This window comes from Nocardioides sp. DN36, from assembly GCF_055380375.1.
This window is the reverse complement of record NZ_AP043822.1, coordinates 158,125-175,684: the sequence shown is the minus strand read 5'-3', so window position 1 is coordinate 175,684 and position 17,560 is coordinate 158,125. Positions and strand designations below refer to the sequence as shown.

The 17,560-nt window shown below is 64.3% G+C and carries 14 protein-coding genes; 11 read left to right on the top strand and 3 right to left on the bottom strand.

The window, feature by feature from the left end; translation table 11 throughout:
* The first annotated feature begins 31 nt into the window (after window positions 1-31).
* Window positions 32-763: a type 1 glutamine amidotransferase gene (locus tag ACZ43H_RS00780; RefSeq protein ID WP_011776859.1), complete on the top strand. Its 732-nt coding sequence runs from the start codon at window positions 32-34 to the stop codon at window positions 761-763.
* A 145-nt stretch (window positions 764-908) separates the two neighbouring features.
* Here ACZ43H_RS00780 and ACZ43H_RS00775 read toward each other — a convergent pair whose 3' ends face one another.
* A complete protein-coding gene (locus ACZ43H_RS00775) occupies window positions 909-2,270 on the bottom strand; it encodes an aldehyde dehydrogenase family protein (RefSeq protein ID WP_043806889.1) in 1,362 nt (453 codons plus the stop codon).
* A gap of 294 nt (window positions 2,271-2,564) precedes the next feature.
* Here ACZ43H_RS00775 and ACZ43H_RS00770 point away from each other — a divergent pair, with 294 nt between their 5' ends.
* The 7 genes from ACZ43H_RS00770 (at window position 2,565) to ACZ43H_RS00740 (ending at window position 10,120) form a co-directional block, all read left to right on the top strand.
* Window positions 2,565-3,338, top strand: coding sequence for an SDR family NAD(P)-dependent oxidoreductase (locus ACZ43H_RS00770; RefSeq protein WP_011776861.1), 774 nt, complete (start codon window positions 2,565-2,567; stop codon window positions 3,336-3,338).
* Between the two features lies 1 nt (window position 3,339).
* A complete protein-coding gene (locus ACZ43H_RS00765; RefSeq protein WP_011776862.1) occupies window positions 3,340-4,065 on the top strand; it encodes a gamma-glutamyl-gamma-aminobutyrate hydrolase family protein in 726 nt (241 codons plus the stop codon).
* A 12-nt stretch (window positions 4,066-4,077) separates the two neighbouring features.
* Window positions 4,078-5,241, top strand: coding sequence for a cytochrome P450 (locus ACZ43H_RS00760; protein WP_011776863.1), 1,164 nt, complete (start codon window positions 4,078-4,080; stop codon window positions 5,239-5,241).
* Window positions 5,242-5,316: 75 nt separating this feature from the next.
* Entirely contained in the window at window positions 5,317-5,454 is a 138-nt protein-coding gene (locus tag ACZ43H_RS00755; RefSeq protein ID WP_238324734.1) for a ferredoxin, read from the top strand.
* On the top strand, window positions 5,454-6,620 hold the full coding sequence (locus ACZ43H_RS00750; RefSeq protein WP_011776865.1) for an NAD(P)/FAD-dependent oxidoreductase: 1,167 nt from the start codon (window positions 5,454-5,456) through the stop codon (window positions 6,618-6,620). The genes ACZ43H_RS00755 and ACZ43H_RS00750 overlap by 1 nt, the downstream gene beginning before the upstream one ends.
* 164 nt (window positions 6,621-6,784) lie before the next feature.
* Entirely contained in the window at window positions 6,785-8,167 is a 1,383-nt protein-coding gene (locus ACZ43H_RS00745; RefSeq protein ID WP_043806894.1) for a glutamine synthetase family protein, read from the top strand.
* A 48-nt stretch (window positions 8,168-8,215) separates the two neighbouring features.
* Complete coding sequence (locus tag ACZ43H_RS00740; RefSeq protein WP_011776867.1) at window positions 8,216-10,120, top strand: helix-turn-helix domain-containing protein; 1,905 nt, start codon at window positions 8,216-8,218, stop codon at window positions 10,118-10,120.
* On the opposite strand, the gene ACZ43H_RS00735 is transcribed toward ACZ43H_RS00740, so the two are convergent.
* Window positions 10,117-10,617 carry an Lrp/AsnC family transcriptional regulator gene (locus ACZ43H_RS00735; protein WP_011776868.1) on the bottom strand — a complete coding sequence of 167 codons (501 nt, stop codon included), beginning with the start codon at window positions 10,615-10,617 and terminating at the stop codon, window positions 10,117-10,119. The two genes, ACZ43H_RS00740 and ACZ43H_RS00735, sit on opposite strands and share 4 nt — an antisense overlap.
* A gap of 111 nt (window positions 10,618-10,728) precedes the next feature.
* On the opposite strand from ACZ43H_RS00735, the gene ald reads away from it, so the two are divergent.
* The 3 genes from ald to ACZ43H_RS00720 are packed head-to-tail and all read left to right on the top strand — an operon-like array spanning window position 10,729 to window position 15,655.
* A complete protein-coding gene (gene ald, locus ACZ43H_RS00730; protein WP_011776869.1) occupies window positions 10,729-11,844 on the top strand; it encodes an alanine dehydrogenase in 1,116 nt (371 codons plus the stop codon).
* Window positions 11,845-11,867: 23 nt separating this feature from the next.
* Window positions 11,868-15,248 carry a pyruvate carboxylase gene (locus ACZ43H_RS00725; RefSeq protein WP_011776870.1) on the top strand — a complete coding sequence of 1,127 codons (3,381 nt, stop codon included), beginning with the start codon at window positions 11,868-11,870 and terminating at the stop codon, window positions 15,246-15,248.
* The gene (locus ACZ43H_RS00720) at window positions 15,245-15,655 is read left to right on the top strand and encodes a WhiB family transcriptional regulator (protein ID WP_011776871.1); all 411 of its coding nucleotides are present in this window, start codon (window positions 15,245-15,247) and stop codon (window positions 15,653-15,655) included. Before ACZ43H_RS00725 ends, ACZ43H_RS00720 begins: the two co-directional genes overlap by 4 nt.
* 333 nt (window positions 15,656-15,988) lie before the next feature.
* On the opposite strand, the gene ACZ43H_RS00715 is transcribed toward ACZ43H_RS00720, so the two are convergent.
* Entirely contained in the window at window positions 15,989-16,723 is a 735-nt protein-coding gene (locus ACZ43H_RS00715) for a hypothetical protein (protein WP_464583040.1), read from the bottom strand.
* Between the last annotated feature and the right edge of the window lie 837 nt (window positions 16,724-17,560).

The window sequence follows — 17,560 nt, the reverse complement described above, 5'->3', positions numbered from 1 at the left end:
AGGTTGTCTCGCGCAAGTCAAAGGAGATGGCATGAACTCTGACCCTAGTCGCGTCACCCTGCTGGTGATCCAACCGGACCCGGCCGACCCGATCGACCAGTTCGAGCCGTGGTTCGTAAAGGCCGGCGTCGAGTGGAACGTCGTCCAACCGCACGCCTTCGACCGGGTGCCCGAGGAATTGGACGCCGACGGACTTCTCGTGCTGGGCGGGGACATGAGTTCGTTGCATGACCACCATTACCCCTGGCTCGAAGACATCCGGGCCCTGTACCGCTCGGCCGCGAAGCTTCGACGGCCAAGCCTCGGCATCTGCCTTGGCGCCCAACTGATGGCCCAGGCGTTCGGCGGAGAGGTTGCCCTAGGCGACAGCGGGCTGGAAGCCGGTGTCGTGCGTGTCCACTGGCGCGAGGAAGCTGACTCCGACGCGCTCGTGAATCAGCTGCCCAACCCACTGCGGATGGGAGCGATGCATGGCGACATGATCGCCGAGCTCCCGGACGACGCTGAGTGGCTGGCCTACTCCGACATGTACCCGCACCAAGCCTTCCGCGTACGCGATAGTTCTTGGGGCGTGCAGTTCCACCCGGAGATCGGAAAGATGACCTATGAGAACTGGGTCTCGCAGTACTCCGGCGGCGACCCCGTTGCCGTCCAGAGGTTGGAGCACGGACGTAAGCAGTTCGCGCAGCAGGAAGACGTCGTAGCACAGAACACCGCGCTTTTCGCATCCAGATTCGCCGCGATCGTGCGCGCTGCACGCTAGAGACGCGCCAGGGCGCCCGCGTGCACCGAGCAGGAATTCAGCGTCGGCCCGACGCGGAGGCTTCGGCGCCCGCGACGCGCTGAGCAGGCACCGCGGGCATGCCCGGGTGAACGCGGATCGTCCACCCGGACACGTCCTTGCGACGTTACGCTTGAGTGTTGATGAAGACGTTCTTCAGCTCGGTGTACCCGTTGATCGCCTCCAGGCCAAGCTCTCGACCGAATCCCGATTGCTTGAAGCCGCCGAAGGGCGTCTGCAGACGCACAGAACTGTTGGAGTTCACCGATAGTGTGCCGCTTTCCATCGCGCGCGCCACGCGGAATGCCCGTCCCAGGTCCGTGGTCCAGATGGACCCGCTGAGGCCGTAGATCGTGTCGTTCGCGAGGCGGATCGCCTCTTCCTCGCTGTCGAACGGGATGATCGCGGCGATGGGCCCGAAGATTTCGTCGGTCACCACGCGGGAGGTGAGGTCGGGGTCCACCACGACCCTCGGCGCCATCCAGAAGCCGGGGCCGTCGGGAGCCTGGCCGGCCAGGACGGCGTCGTCGGTGATGAACGAGGAGACCTTCGAGTGGTGGTCGCGCGAAACCAGCGGACCGAGATGCGTCTCGGGGTCGGCAGGGTCACCGATCTTCAGCGACTCGGTGGCAGCGACAAAGCCTGATACGAAGTCGTCGAACGCCTTGCGCTCGACCAGGATGCGGCTTCGAGCACAGCAGTCCTGGCCCGTGTTACCGAACACCGCACCCGGCGCGGACTTGATGGCCAGGTCCAAGTCGGCATCGGCGAAGACGACGTTGGCTGACTTCCCACCAAGCTCGAGAGTGATTCTCTTCATGGTGTCCGCAGCCGAACGCATGACGTCCTGCCCGGTCGCTGTCGAACCGGTGAAGCTGACCTTTGCAACGCCTGGGTGGCTGGTCAGCACACGACCAACCACTCGACCAGGCCCGCAGATGACCTGCACCAAGTTGGCAGGCAGATTGAGCGTGGCAACGAGCTCGCCGAACCGACGCGTCGACAACGTCGTGATGTCGGCTGGCTTCACGATGACCGAGTTGCCGGCTGCAAGCGCGGGGGCGATGTTCCACGACGCGATCGGGAGCGGAAAGTTCCACGGCGAGATCACCGCCACGACACCCATCGGCTCCCTGAACGTCATGTCGACGCCACCGTCGACCGGGATGGTTTCACCAAGGATCTTGTCGACCACGCCTGCGTAGTAGCGGAAGCAGTTGGCCACCATGGCAACCTCGCCGCGGGCGTCGCTGATCGGCTTGCCCACGTCGGAGGACTCGAGTCGGGCGAGCTCCTCGAGGTTGGCGTCGACGACGGCAGCGATGGCGAGCATCCCGTCGCGGCGCTCGTTGAGCGAAAGCGACGCCCACTCTCGCTGAGCCTTCTTCGAGCGGTCGATCGCTGCCTCGGCCTCCGCAACGTCGGCCATAGGGAACTCGGCAATGACCTCTTCGGTTGCCGGGTTGATCACGGAATTCACGTCGGTCACGTCAGGTCCTCAGGGTGTTGTTGGTGTCCGACCCCGGCCGTCAACGGTCGCGGCGGGATCCAGGGGAGATGTTCACCAATGCTCGGTCCGTGCCGCACGGCGGACAACGTGCGCAGTGCCCTCCAGGGCGCCGAACGGTGTGCATCTCGACCACAGACAGAGGTCTGGGTCACACCTAGGTTGGAGTCACAAGGCGGCCCCCGCCGCATCCAGCGGCCCCTGGCAGAACGTCACTGCGACAGCACGTCACTGCCAAGAAAGGGTCGCCCGGACCACGATCAGGAGAACCAGTTCATGTCTACTCACCTGGGAAGGTACGCCGCCGTCACCGGTGCAGGCTCGGGCAACGGCAAGGCGATCGCCGAGACGCTGCTCGACGAGGGAGCCAGTGTGGCTCTGCTCGACATCAACCTCGACTCGCTGCGGGAGATCACCGAGAAGTACCCCCAGGCCATCGCGGTCGAGGCGAACGTCGCTGAGGAGGACTCGGTGCACGCTGCCGCGAACGAGATCGCGTCCGCCTTCGGCCGCCTCGACCTGCTGGTCAACAATGCGGGCATCGTCAAGGGCTCGAACTTCGAGGACCTGTCTCGTGAGGAATGGGACCAGGTGTTCGCGGTCAACTCGACCGGCCCCTTCCTCATGAGCCAAGCGATGAACGGGCTACTGCGCGAGGGGGTCGCCGCTCGAGGGGACAACGCGACCGCGGCGATCGTGAACATCACCTCGGTTGAAGCCCACATCGTCATCTCGAGCAGTGGCCATCCCCAGATCCACTACAACGCATCGAAGGGCGCTTTGCTCCAGCTCACCCGCGCACTTGCTGTCGAGTGCGCGAGCAACAAGATCCGGGTCAACGCCGTCGCGCCCGGTTTCATCGAGACGCCCTTCACGCGCGCGGTGCTGGGCAATCCCGAGGTGCTGAACTGGCTCCTCGAGCGCACGCCCATGGGTCGGGTCGGGCAGCCCGAGGACGTCGCGAACGCCGTCTCGTTCCTCGGCAGCGAGAAGGCCAGTTGGGTTACCGGAGCGACGCTGTTCGTCGACGGCGGCTGGACGGTGTACTAAATTGTCTCGCCCGCTCATTGGTGTCTCGGCCGCCGCAGAGGAGCTTCCGACTGCGTTCGGTCCGAAGGACTGCACCAAGCTCAACACCGCTTACACCAACGCGATATACGCAGCCGGTGGGCAGCCCGTCATCCTGCCGGTCACCCTTGACCCGCCTGCCGATCTTCTCGATCGCATCGACGGTCTGATGTTGACCGGTGGTGGCGACCTGGACCCGGAGCTGTACGGCGAACCGCCCGACCCGACGGTCTACGGAGTAAGGCGTGACCGTGACGCGTTCGAGGTCGCCCTCTATCAGGAGGCTATGAGGCGCGAGCTCCCGGTCCTCGCGATCTGTCGCGGAATGCAACTGGTCAATGTTCTGCGCGGTGGCAACCTGATCCAGGAACTCGAGACCGAGCATGATCACTGGCAGACCAACCCGAGCCACGAGCACAGCCACCACATCACCACAACGCCCGGCTCGCGCCTCGCCGAGATCTTCGGGAGCGACCTCGACGTAGCCCCGGTGAACAGCTACCACCACCAGGGACTCCGCAACCTCGGCAGCGGGCTCGTGGTCACGGCGATGTGCGGCGACGTCATCGAGGCAGTCGAGGCGACCGACGCGGACATCTTGGCGGTCCAGTGGCACCCCGAGCACATGGCTCCTCATGACCACCGGCAGTTCGCACTGTTCTCCGCATTCGTGGCCCGGGCTGCGGACCGAATCTCGACCATCGCATAGGAGAGGGAAACCATGCCCGACAACCAGACATCCGAAGTCGACTTCGACTTCCACGGATCCGCCCTGGACAACATCTTCGAGACCTACAGCGATCTTCGGGGTCAGTGCCCCGTCGGCCGCAGCGAGAAGCACGGCGGCTTTTGGTACATGATGAACAGCGAAGACATCTTCGCTGCCGAGCAGGACCCGTCAACCTTCTCTGTCGCCCCGTCGATGCTGCTGCCGGCATTCGGCACGGACGTGCCGCTGATCCCGATCGACATCGACCCGCCGGAACACACCGACTACCGGCGTATCCTGCTGCCGCTGTTCACCCCGAAGATGGTTGCGAAGCTCGACGAGGGCATGCACAAGACCGCGCGCGAACTCGCCGCAGACGTAGCCAGTCGCGACGTCGTCGACGCAAGCGCGTTGTTCGCCCGTCCCATGCCTACGATCGTGTTCAGCCGCCTCGCGGGATTTCCCGAGAAGGACTGGCCCAAGTTCGATCAGTGGGTCGATGACATCATCTACGAACGCACCGTCAACCCCGACCGCGCCTGGAAGGCCGGGCAGGAAGTCATGGAGTATTTCGACAACCTGCTCAAGGAGCGCGACCAGGTTGAGCACACCGACGACCTGATCGCGGAACTGACTGCTGCGGAGATCAAGGGACGCAAGCTCACCCACGAGGAGTTGCTCTCGTACTGCTTCCTGCTGTTCCTTGCCGGCCTGGACACCACCGCCTGGGCAATCCGGTCCAGCCTTTGGTACCTCGCGCAGCATCCCGAGGAGCAGGAGCGCCTCCGCAACGATCCCGACCTCATCCCGCTGGCGAGCGAGGAGTTCCTGCGCACGCTGTCACCGGTCCAGGCAATGGCGCGGACGTGCCTCAAGGACGTTGAGGTCTCCGGCCAGCAGCTCAAGCAGGGCGATCGTGTCGTTCTCGTTTTCGGTGCCGGCAACCGTGACCCCCAGGTGTACGACCGCCCCGACGACATCGTCATCGACAGGGAGAACAACCGACACCTCGCGTTCGGAGGAGGCATTCATCGCTGCCTGGGCTCGAACCTTGGGCGCCAGGAGCTGATCATTGCGCTCGAGGAGTTCCTCGCCGCTGTTCCTGCGTTCTCGTTGGCCAACCCGGACGAGCAATGGCACGGCGTCGGATCCCTCACGCTGAAGATCGGAAAGTGACCAGCCATGCAACGGGTATCGGTTGATCCAGCCAAGTGCCAAGGTCACGCACGGTGCTTGGCATTCGCTCCGGACGTGTTCGACTTCGACGACGAGGGCTACGCGTTCGTGCCCGACGACCGGGCGCAGTTCGAGGAGTTGCCCAACCCGGTCAAGCTCGCTGTCGCCAACTGCCCGGAGCGCGCTATCTCTGTGAGCGAAGTGGCGGAGTGATGGACGAGAGTGTCGGAGTCCTGGTCGTGGGCGGAGGCGTCGCTGCGGCGTCGCTGATCGCTCAGCTCAGATCGGACGGGTACGACGACAAGATCGTGGTCGTCGACCATGACCCTGACACTCCCTACGATCGTCCTCCGCTGTCCAAGGAATTCCTGGGCGGTGAGGCGGCGGCGCCCGAGGCGCCGTGGTGGGCCGACGAGTGCGAATTGGTATCTGGGTCGGTCGTCGGCGTTAATGTGGCGAAGTCCAGCGTCACGGTGCACCAGAATGATGGCCGCATCCTGCGCATCACTGGCCGTGACATTGTCGTGGCCACGGGTGCCTCGCCGGTTCGGATCCCGGGGATACACCCCGACGTTCTCCATTTCCGAACCGCCGAGGACGCGCGTGCCTTACGCAGCCAGCTTAGAGACGAAGCGCGCCTGGTCATTCTGGGCGCTGGCACGATTGGCACTGAGCTCGCGTCGAGCGCGGTGGATCGTGGCGCGCGAGTCACTCTGGTCGACATCGCCTCCAGGCCGCTGGAACGCTTTCTCGGCGGATACCTTGGGCCAGAGGCGGAGACGTGGATCCGCGAGGCGGGCGTCAACCTGATGCTCGAAACGGTTGTCGAAACGGTCCAAGCGGCGAATTCGGGGTTGACAGTCGAGACGACGAGAGGTCCCGTCCAGGCGGACGTGGTTGTCAGCGCTGTCGGAACGCGACCCTGCGTGTCGTGGTTGAACGGCTCCGGGCTCGATCTTCGTGACGGGATTCGCTGCGATCCAGACGGAACGGCCGTCGACCTCTTGGGTCGGCCGATGCCCCACATTCACGCCATCGGTGATGTTGCTGCTTGGTCCGACCAGTACGGAGTTGTCAGCCGGCGTGAAGACTGGACGTCTGCGCAGCGTCAGGGCAGACATGTCGCGCGGACGATCATGGGGCTCAGCCCTCTTTCGGCCGAGTTGCCCTACTTCTGGACGCATCAGTTCGGCCGCCGCGTTCAGATCCTTGGCACCCCAGCGCCCGACGGCGAGCTCGTCGCCCAGATGTCGAATCCAGAGCGTAAGTCGTCGTTCTACACCGTGGAACGAGATGCGCGCCCGATCGCATGGATCTCAATCAATGCCCCCCGAGAGTTCGCGCTCGCCATGCGCGACTCGATGTCCATGACCGGTTGACCGGCAGGTGTGCCCCCACCCACTACCAACCTGCCGCGCACGACGAAGTGCGCAGCGCACTCCATGAGTTCCAGACGTGTGCGCCACGGCTACATACGGGCTAGGCCGTCCGCCCTAGCATCGAATTAGTGCTTCAGATCACACCCCAAAGCGAGGTAGGACCAGTGTCCAACGAACAGCCCTCTGTCAGCACCGCCAACGAGCTCCAAGCCTTCGTCGACGAGCACCAAATCAAGACATTCAAGGTCGGTGCGGTCGATGTCGACGGGCTCTGGCGGGGTAAGCGGATCGCGGCGCCCTACTTCTTGGAGAGCGTGGCCAGCAAGGGAACGAATATCTGCAACATCCTGTTCGGATGGGACCTGCAGGATCAGTCGATCCCGAACCTGAAGTACACGGGATGGCAGACCGGATACCCCGACATCACCCTTCTGCCTGACCTGAGCACACTGAAGCTCGTGCCTTGGGAACCAGGCACGGCTTCGGTGATCTGCGACATCTACGAGATGGACGGGACCCTGCTCGAGCTGGCCCCGCGAGCGCTCCTGCGACGGATCGTTGAGCAGGCGAACGCGGCTGGTTATGCGCCCAAGTGCGGGTACGAGCTGGAGGTCTACCTGCTCAAGGGCACGGCTGATGAGCTGGAGGCGAAGGGCTTCCGCGATCTCGAACCCTTCTCCCGCGGCAACCACACATACAGCGTCCAGCGCGACACCGGCTCGGAGTACCTGATTGGCGAGATCCGCGAGCAGTTGGCCGCCTACGGGATCTACATCGAAGCAAGCAATAGTGAGCACGGTCCGGGCCAGTTCGAGGTCAACATGCGGTACTGCGACGCCCTGGCCGCCGCCGACGGGGCCATGCTCCTGAAGAACTCCATTAAGGAAATTGCAGCCAAGCACGGCTGCACGGCCTCCTTCATCGCGAAGCTCTCACCGGAATGGGCTGGATCCTCGGGTCACCTCCACCAGAGCCTCGTGGACGCTCATGGCAACATTGCCTTTGCGAACCCCGAGGAGCCGGGCCGGCTCAGCGCGGTCGGCGAGGCATACATGGCTGGAGTCGTAGACCTCGCGAAGGACATGACTGCGCTGTACCTTCCGACCATCAACTCCTACAAGCGAACCGAAGGTGGCTCGTGGGCCGGTTCGAGCTCAACGTGGGGCTACGACAACCGAACCGTCGCGGTGCGCGCAATCCCCAGCGCCGGTCCGGCCGCGCGCATCGAGAACCGCATTGCCGGCGCCGACGCCAATCCGTACCTCGTCATCGCGGCCAGTTTGTCAGCCGGACTGCACGGCATCTCCAAGGGGCTGACTCCGCCCGCGCCGATGGAGGGCAACGCCTACGAGCAAGTTGGCCCCGAGACGGCGCTTCCGCACACCCTCGAGTCGGCTTGCGATGTCCTGGAGAACAGCAACACGGCCCGGACTCTGCTCGGCGACGCATTCGTGGACCACTACGTCGCCACTCGACGCTGGGAGGTCCAACAGTTCAGGGCTCAGGTCACTGAATGGGAAGTCGCCCGATACCTCGAGCACATCTGACGGCCGGGCCCGTCGACGCAGGTGACACAGTCATGGGACCGTATCGTCATGGGCGAGGAAGGCGATCGGTCGAGCGTCAATATTCGCTCGACAGGTGACGTCGAGGTCCTGCGCGAGTCACTTGCGGCGGCCGAAAGGCGAGCGGCAACTCTCGCGGAGCTGACCGCGCTGATGAGCGAGGGTCGGGACTCGCTCGCTCTCGCTCAGAGAGCTGTCGAGCTCACCGCGAGGGCCACGAGGGCCGCGGGTGCGTTCGTCTACCTGTGGGATCGCGACGAGGAGAGATTGGTCCTCCGCGTTGCGACCGACGGCTGGCAGCAAGGGCACTTGGGGAAGATCAAGCTGCGGATCGGCGAGGGCGTCACCGGTTGGGTTGCACTGATGCGACAGGCCGTGGTTCTCGGCAAAGATCCTCAAAAGGACCCTCGGTACAAGGACTTTCCGGAGCTTCGAGAAGGATCCTTCCGGTCGATGGTCGCGATCCCCATCGTGGCACCAGGTGAGGACGTGCTCGGCGTCTTCACTCTCTATGCTCTCAAGAAGAACGCATTCGATTCCAGCGACGTGAGCCTTGCCAGCGAGGTGGGCGGCCTCCTCGCAAGCGGTTTGGTGCAATCGGAAACGCTGACCCAGCTGAGAGTTCAGTCCGCCGCCGCGCAATTCCTTCGGGACCTGCCGGAAGACTCCTGGGGATCGTTGGAGAGTTGCCTGCACGCCATGGCGTCGCAGTGCGCGGTGGACCTCGAATCCGACGTGTGCGTCATCGAGGTCACAACGGACAGCGCGCATGCTCAACACGGAACCTACGGCATGGCTATCTCAAGCTCGTTCCGAGAGGAGCATGGCGGGGCGTGGGGAACTCGACCGCTCGACCGCAGCGTCCTCCTTGAGACCTTGACCCCGCTGTCGATGCAGCGGCTGCGCATACCGCTGGGCACTAGCGCACCGATCGGTGCAGTGACCTGTTTCCGGATGAAGAAGTTCAGAGCCGACGACGAGGTTCTCCTCGAGGGAATCGGAGCACAGATCGCTGCCGGCGCCCTTTCTCTGCACGGGACCGAACGTGTCCGTCCCGTGCTCGACCAGCTATTCACATCGACGGATGTGAGCACAACCGAATCGATCCTGCATCGGTACGGTTGGAGATACCGAACGAGCTGCGCCACGGTCATCCGGGTACAGACCAACAACGCTGCGGAACTGCGCACGCCAGATGATGAGCGTGTCCGACTCGCGCTGCAGGACGTGCTCGACACCCAAGGCGGCGAGTCAATCCTTCTGGGGACCGGCGGCAGGTACGTAGCGTTGCTGGAAGCCTCCGAACCGGGACGCCGGCTCGCTCTAGTCAGCCGTCTTGGCGATCTCGGCAAGCAGCCTGGCGTCCGTCTGACTGCCGGCGTCGGCCCTGTCGCCAACGATGCGAACGAACTGCATCGGGCGATCCGCCACGCGCTGCACGCGTTCTACTGGGCTGAGCTGACCGCGCCGTCGGACAGCGAGGTCGTGGGTTTCGAGGACATCGCTCATCTGCGTCTGCTTCCCAGAACCGCCATTGGCATGGCTGGCGACTTGAGAGAGCTCATGAACTCATTCGGCGCAGTGTTGAAGTACGACATCGACAACTCCACCGACCTCGCCCAGACCCTCGACTCGTTTCTCACCAACAGCGGCTCGGCGGCGAAGTCGTCGGCGGAGCTCTTCATCCATCGCAACACCCTCCGCCAGCGCATCCAGAGGATCGAGGAGCTGATTGGGAGGTCGCCCGAAGAGTTCGAGGATTGGGTGACGGCCGGCGTAGCGATCCGCCTGATCCGCGAGAGCGAGACCGAGCTCGCTAGACCAGGTCAGCGTGTGCGGTGCCCGCTCGGCGTCCTGACCCTGGGTAAATCGTGCTGCGGGATCCCTAGCGCGTGTCCAGTTGCTGCCGGCAAGAAGCCGTCACGAACGCTCTAGATGTCTCCGCGCACGTGGTCGAAGACCAGGCTCGTCTCGGTAGAGGCGAACTCGCGCGAGGCGCTGAGGTGCTCTGTCACAAAGCGGCGGAGTGCATCAGGTGACGCGGCCGCTACCTGGATCAGAAAGTCGACGTTTCCGGCAAGGAAGTAGACGTTGAGAACGCCGGGGAGACGTGCCAATCGACTGGTGTAGTCACCGATCCGTGCACGCGCGTTGGGTTGCACCCGCACTGCAATCATCGCCTGGATCGGCAAGCCAAGGGCCTCAGGGGCGATGTCGGCATGAAACCCCCGGATCGCTCCAATCTCGCGAAGTCGCCGAAGTCGCATTGAACATGTCGACGGGGCGACGCCGACGCGCTCAGCCAGCGCGTTGTTCGGGAGTCGGGCGTCCTCGGACAGTTCGGTTAGCAACCGACGGTCGACCTCGTCCAGTTTCGAATCGGTTCGGAACCGCCGAACAGGATTCGCCGACTCGGGACTGCTGCCTGTCATCGTCGAACAATATACGAACTTGCGTCAATGTTGCGACAGAAGTTCGCCCGTGGTGGCTATCCATTGAAGATTCGGTCACTTTTGGAGCCCGACCTCGACTAGGAGACCACCATGCGCATCGGCGTACCAAAGGAAGTAAAGAATCACGAATACCGCGTGGCGATCACGCCCATCGGCGTTCACGAACTGAGCGCACGCGGCCACGACGTCTTCGTCGAGGCGGGCGCAGGTGCTGGGTCTTCGGTCACTGACAGCGAGTACGCCGCAGCCGGTGCGAAGATCCTCGACTCTGCTGACGACGTGTGGGGCTCGGCCGAGATGGTCCTCAAGGTCAAGGAGCCGATCGCCGAGGAGTACCACCGACTGCGCGACGACCTCATTCTGTTCACCTACCTGCACCTCGCCGCCGACCGGGCCCTGACCGATGAGTTGGTGAGGGCGAAGACCACCGGCATCGCATATGAGACCGTCCAGCTGCCTTCCGGCGGCCTTCCGCTGCTCTACCCGATGTCTGAGGTTGCCGGCTGTCTGGCGCCCCAGGTCGGCGCGTACTCGCTGCTCAAGGCACAGGGCGGCCGGGGAACTCTGTTGGGTGGTGTCGGTGGCGTCGCGAATGCCAAGGTCGTGATCATTGGCGCCGGAGTGTCGGGTCAGAACGCGGCGAACATCGCTCTCGGCATGGGCGCAGACGTCACGCTGCTCGACACCGACCTGGACAAGCTGCGCATGTCGTTCTGGCGCTACAACAACCGGGTGCATGGTTTGGCGTCGTCCAAGCTCGCAATCCAGCAGCAGGTCACGGAAGCTGACATGGTGATCGGGGCGGTCCTGATCCCGGGTGCGGCTGCACCCAAGCTGGTCACCAACGACCTGGTCGCTCAGATGAAGCCTGGATCGGTTCTCGTCGACATCGCCGTGGACCAAGGTGGCTGCTTTGAGGACACCCACGCCACGACGCACGCCGACCCGACGTACCAGGTGCACAACTCGACCTTCTACTGCGTGGCCAACATGCCGGGTGCTGTGCCAAACACCTCTACCTACGCGCTCACAAACGCCACGCTGCCGTACACCGTGGCGCTGGCAGACAAGGGCTGGAAGCAGGCTTGCCGCGACGACAAGGCGCTCGCCCTCGGACTGAACACCCACGGGGGAAACGTCACCAACGCTCCCGTGGCGGAAGCCCACGGCGTGGCGTCTATCGAACTCGCCGACGTGCTCGGCTGACCTCAAACACCAGGAGTCGCTACATGTTCCGGAAGGTTCTGGTCGCAAACCGCGGAGAGATCGCGATCAGGGCCTTTCGCGCGGCCTACGAGCTCGGTGCCCAGACCGTGGCCGTCTTCCCATGGGAAGACCGCGGTTCTGAGCACCGGCTCAAGGCCGATGAGTCGTATCAGATCGGAGAGCGCGGGCACCCAGTCCGCGCATACCTGGATCCGGAGTTGATCGTTGGCACCGCTGTTGCGGCAGGGGCTGACGCGATCTATCCGGGCTACGGCTTCCTCTCGGAGAATCCCGAGCTCGCCGAGACGTGCGCCGCTGCCGGGCTCGCGTTCATCGGGCCCAGCTCCGACGTCCTCACGTTGACCGGCAACAAGGCGCGCGCGATCGCAGCGGCGAGAGCGGCCGGCGTTCCGACGCTCGCGAGCATCTATCCGAGCACGGACGTCGACGTCCTGATTGCTGCGGCAAGGGACCTGCGCTATCCGTTGTTCGTCAAGGCCGTGGCCGGCGGCGGAGGTCGCGGGATGCGTCGTGTTGACAATCCGGACGACCTGCGCGACGCCCTCGAAACCTGTATGAGAGAAGCGGAAGGGGCCTTTGGTGACCCAACGGTGTTCATCGAACAGGCCGTCGTCACCCCTCGCCACATCGAGGTGCAAATTCTCGCGGACGGCGAGGGGAACGTTGTCCACCTCTACGACCGCGATTGCTCCGTACAGCGACGCCACCAGAAGGTCGTAGAGATTGCACCAGCGCCGAACCTCGACTCGGCGCTGCGCGACCGCATGTGTGCAGACGCCGTCCGTTTCGCCAGGGAGATCGGATACGTCAACGCCGGTACCGTGGAATTTCTTCTCGACCCTGAGGGCAACTACGTCTTCATCGAGATGAATCCCCGCATCCAGGTTGAGCACACCGTGACCGAAGAAGTCACCGACATCGACCTGGTTCAGGCACAGATGCGCATCGCGGCGGGCGAGACGCTTGACGACCTTGGCATCGATCAGTCGAAGGTACGACTGCGCGGTGCAGCGCTGCAGTGTCGCATCACCACCGAAGATCCCGCCAACGGCTTCAGACCCGACACGGGCGTCATCACCACCTACAGGTCACCGGGTGGTTCGGGTGTTCGTCTCGACGGAGGCACCACGTACACAGGAGCAGAGGTCTCGGGACACTTCGACTCGATGCTCACCAAGCTCACCTGCCGAGGACGTGACTTCCAGATCGCCGTCGACCGGGCCCGACGAGCCGTGGCTGAGTTCCGTATCCGCGGTGTGGCGACCAACATCCCGTTCCTTCAAGCGGTGCTCGATGACCCGGACTTCCGCAGCGGTCGGATCGATACCAGCTTCATCGAGACCCACCCGCGTCTGCTCACTGCGCGTTCGTCAGCTGATCGCGGGACCAAGCTCCTCAACTACCTGGCTGATGTGACGGTCAACCAGCCCAACGGTCCACTGCCCCTCGCGCTGGACCCCTCCACGAAGCTCCCGAAGCTTGAGCAGGGCTCACTGCCCGGCGGCTCTCGACAGCGTCTACTCGAGCTCGGACCAGACGCCTTTGCTCGCGCGCTGCGTCAGAGTGCCACTGTCGGCGTCACCGACACCACCTTCCGTGATGCCCACCAGTCCCTTCTGGCAACGCGCGTCCGTACTCGCGACCTCCTCAATGTTGCTGGGCACGTCGCTCACACCACGCCCGAACTGCTCTCCCTGGAGACCTGGGGCGGCGCCACGTATGACGTCGCTCTCCGGTTTCTCGCCGAGGACCCATGGGAGCGACTCGCGGCCGTGCGGGAAGCTGTGCCGAACATCTGTCTCCAGATGCTCCTCCGGGGCCGGAACACAGTGGGCTACACGCCATACCCGGGGATCGTCACGTCAGCCTTCGTCGAAGAATCCGCCAGGACCGGTATCGACATCTTCCGCATCTTCGACGCTCTCAACGACGTTGACCAGCTCCGTCCTGCCATTGATGCAGTCAGAGAAACCGGAACGGCGATCGCCGAGGTTGCGCTCTGCTACACCGGCAACCTCATCGACCCCAACGAGCGCCTCTACACACTCGACTACTACTTGCGCCTGGCCGAATCGATTGTCGACGCAGGCGCCCACGTCCTAGCCATCAAGGACATGGCGGGCCTGTTGCGTGCTCCGGCGGCGACGACGCTCGTAACGGCTCTCAGGGATCGTTTCGACCTGCCCGTCCACCTTCACACCCACGACACCCCTGGCGGTCAGCTCGGCACACTGCTTGCGGCGATCGAAGCAGGAGTCGATGCCGTCGACGCAGCCTGCGCAGCGCTGTCGGGCACAACCAGCCAGCCATCGCTCTCATCCCTCGTTGCAGCGACTGACGGAACCGAACGTGCGACGGGCCTATCCCTCAAGGCCGTCTGTGACCTCGAGCCGTACTGGGAAGCGACGCGGCGCCTGTACGCGCCGTTCGAATCCGGTTTGCCGGCTCCGACGGGGCGTGTGTATAACCACGAGATTCCCGGCGGCCAACTCTCTAATCTTCGTCAGCAAGCGATCGCCTTGGGACTTGGGCACAAGTTCGAGCAAGTCGAAGACATGTATGCGGCCGCTAACTCGATGCTGGGCAATCCCGTCAAGGTGACGCCCTCCTCGAAGGTCGTGGGTGACCTTGCTCTGCATCTTGTGGCGGTGGGCGCGGATCCCGTCGAGTTCGACGAGCGGCCCGAGAACTACGACCTGCCGGATTCGGTGATCGGGTTCCTTGCTGGTGATCTTGGTGAACCTCCGGGCGGTTGGCCGGAGCCTTTCCGGTCGAGGGCTCTCGAAGGTCGGTCGCACAAGGCGCCAGCGGAGGTACTCACTGCGGCCCAGGCAACAGCCCTGATCATGAAACCGCGCGAGACGCTCAACGAGCTGCTCTTCCCTGCACCGACCCGGGAGTTTCGCGAATCGCGCGAACGCTTCGGTGACCTATCAGTCCTGTCGACCGCGGACTTCTTCTACGGGCTCGTGCCAGGGGAGGAGCATGGGGTTGAGATTGAGGAGGGCAAGACGCTCATCCTCGGCTTGCAGTCCATCTCTGAGCCGGATCAACGCGGCATGCGCACGGTGATGTGCACCATCAACGGTCAATTGCGTCCGATCGGCGTACGCGATCGCTCCGTAGAAGCGGATGCTCCAGCGCAGGAGAAGGCGGACCGTTCGCAGCCCGGCCACGTAGCCGCGCCTTTCGGCGGCGTGGTGACACCGGCGGTCGCCGCCGGCGACCTGGTGACGGCAGGCGACACAGTCGCCACGATCGAAGCGATGAAGATGGAAGCTTCCATCACCACACCAATCGACGGCGTCGTCGAGAGGGTCGCCCTATCTCACACCCAGCAGGTTGAGGGCGGTGACCTCGTGGTGGTGGTCCTCGCGACATGATTCCGTCCTCCGAGCGCGGCCGCCGTAACACGGATGCCTGGTGGAGCGCGGCCGCCTGCGCCGACGAAGACCCAGATCTGTTCTTCCCCATTGGCACGAGGGGCCCGGCGAGAGCCCAGTTCGAGGAAGCTCGAGTGATCTGCCTCAGTTGCCCGGTTCGGACTCGGTGCCTGGAGTACGCAATGAAAACCGGCGCAGAGTTCGGCATGTGGGGCGGCACGACCCCTGACGAACGCAAACGTATCGGGCGCCGGGCCGAGGCATCTCGCACGCGAGCGATCCGCCAGCGGCTTGGCGGACAACGACTTGCCGGGACGGCCTTCACGCCCGTGTCGGACGGACCAAGAGGCACTCTGCCGGCCAAGGAGCGGGATTCGCGGGACCGGGCCCGCTCCCGACCCATCTGATCGGTGCAGGCCCGGACTGACGTGCGCTGCTGTCGTGAAGATTCACAACGGTCATCGATCTGGGCGCGAAGTTCTCCGCCGCATCGGGTCCAAGCATGCTGCCAACCCAACGGACACACGTACTTCCGGGCTCCCCGATCCGAAGGGCAGGCGACGCTCGGCACAAGTCCGCGCCCTTGCCGACTCGGGCGCGTTCCGGGCGCTTGCCTGCGAAGTTTCCCGAAGGGGCCACCGGTGGAGGCGACGCCCCCCTGCCGCCGGGTTCTGGGTAGTGGGGCAGGGGGGCGTCTTGATCATCGGGTCAGCTGGGAGTCCGACCGATGATCTCGCATGTCAGCGGACGGCGATGATCGCGCCGCCGACAGGGAAGCGATTGACAAAGGTGCCAGGCCCGCGGTTGCTGAACCAGCGCTCCTTGTAGGGAATCGCTTCGGGATTCGGATCTGGCTCCGGGTTGTGGCCGTGGTCCAACTCCGTCATGTGGGTGGCGATCTGGCGGAGGTTGACGCGGTGACCCTTGTAGGTGAACCACCTGCTGCTGAGGAGTCGCATGTCCACCCGCGTGTCGAACACACCACCGCGCGGGTCGATGGAGAACGTCTCGTCTCCGGTGTAGACGCCGATCAGCTTGCCCTTGAGGAACGAAGCGCGGTTCTCGTAGCTTCGCGTGCCGTTCGGGTGAGCGTCGTAGTAGACGCGGACGCGTGAGCTGGTCGCGGTGCGGCCGACGGTGTTTCCGGTGAAAGTCGAGTCTCCCGATTCGAATCCTTGCAGGATGTATCCGCTGCGAACGGCGACGAAGTGAGCGCACTGAGGCCCCCGCCCGTAACTGCGAACGCAGTTCTCGTCGAAGAGCGAGGCGTTGTTGCCGAATACCTGGCCCCGGCCGTCGATCATGCCGAAGATCACGAAGCGCCCTTCAAAACGGGTGCCGTCCACGTGGCCAGGGGGGTGTGCCTCCATATGCCCGCGGCCTGCCGTTTGCATGACCATCTGGCCCGCCGGCGCGGCCGTGACGCGGCGCGTGCCGCGCACGCTGCTCTGCGCGTCCGCGGTGGCATGGAGCATGGGGACAGCGGCCAGTGCCGCCGCTCCGACGACGAGTGGCCAGCGCCACCGTGCTGTCTTCAACTGCACAGGATCCTCCTGCTATCGGACTGCGCGGCACAACAACGTGACGTGCTTACGCAGCAAGTGACTGAGATGTCGCACAATCTGCTGGCGCCGGCCCGCGCGCCACTAGTCCGCAATACCTACTGGTCAGGGGCATGTCAGATGGTCGTGTCCGCAAGCTCGGCGTACCGCCGGCACAGGTCCATCTTCTGGACTAGTTGCGACAGCAAATGACGACGAACGATGGACGCGTAACGGAGATGTCGGCTCTCTGGCCGCAGCTCCATCGGGATACCCCTCAGTCCGGGATGGTACGGCGAGTGTCCACTCTGCAATCCGGCCCATGCGGCGACCAGGGGCGGGAGAAACGAGAGAACATGTCACGAAGGATTCGGCGGCGCGCTTGGGCCACCGCTGCGGGCTTGGGGCTCGGACTCGCAGCACTGACTCCCGGCGTTGCCGCCGCACAGTCGGTTGCGCCGCAGATGGTGAACACCGACGATGGCGGCCTCCTCGGTGGTGGCTCAGGCGGCGGCCTGCTCGGTGGTTCCGGCGGCGGCCTCCTCGGGGGCGACGGTAGCGGAAGTGGCTCCGGCGGCGGCCTGCTCGGCGGCTCCGGTCCCGGGTCGCAGGGCGGGTCGAGCACGGCGAGCCCGGGCGGAAACCCCATCGGCACCGTGGTCGGTACGGTCAACGACGCGCTGGGTAAGGTCACACTGAGCAACGATCTGCTGCAGAAGCTGTCTGGAGCTGCCGGCCCCAACTCCACTCCCACGCTCTCCATCGACGAGG

Coding starts and splice junctions, on each gene's coding strand:
- ald (WP_011776869.1), top strand. CDS start 10,729: ATGCGCATCGGCGTACCAAAGGAAGTAAAGAATCACGAATACCGCGTG.
- ACZ43H_RS00715 (WP_464583040.1), bottom strand. CDS start 16,723: ATGCTCCATGCCACCGCGGACGCGCAGAGCAGCGTGCGCGGCACGCGC.
- ACZ43H_RS00735 (WP_011776868.1), bottom strand. CDS start 10,617: ATGACAGGCAGCAGTCCCGAGTCGGCGAATCCTGTTCGGCGGTTCCGA.
- ACZ43H_RS00725 (WP_011776870.1), top strand. CDS start 11,868: ATGTTCCGGAAGGTTCTGGTCGCAAACCGCGGAGAGATCGCGATCAGG.
- ACZ43H_RS00720 (WP_011776871.1), top strand. CDS start 15,245: ATGATTCCGTCCTCCGAGCGCGGCCGCCGTAACACGGATGCCTGGTGG.
- ACZ43H_RS00780 (WP_011776859.1), top strand. CDS start 32: ATGAACTCTGACCCTAGTCGCGTCACCCTGCTGGTGATCCAACCGGAC.
- ACZ43H_RS00750 (WP_011776865.1), top strand. CDS start 5,454: ATGGACGAGAGTGTCGGAGTCCTGGTCGTGGGCGGAGGCGTCGCTGCG.
- ACZ43H_RS00760 (WP_011776863.1), top strand. CDS start 4,078: ATGCCCGACAACCAGACATCCGAAGTCGACTTCGACTTCCACGGATCC.
- ACZ43H_RS00770 (WP_011776861.1), top strand. CDS start 2,565: ATGTCTACTCACCTGGGAAGGTACGCCGCCGTCACCGGTGCAGGCTCG.
- ACZ43H_RS00740 (WP_011776867.1), top strand. CDS start 8,216: ATGGGCGAGGAAGGCGATCGGTCGAGCGTCAATATTCGCTCGACAGGT.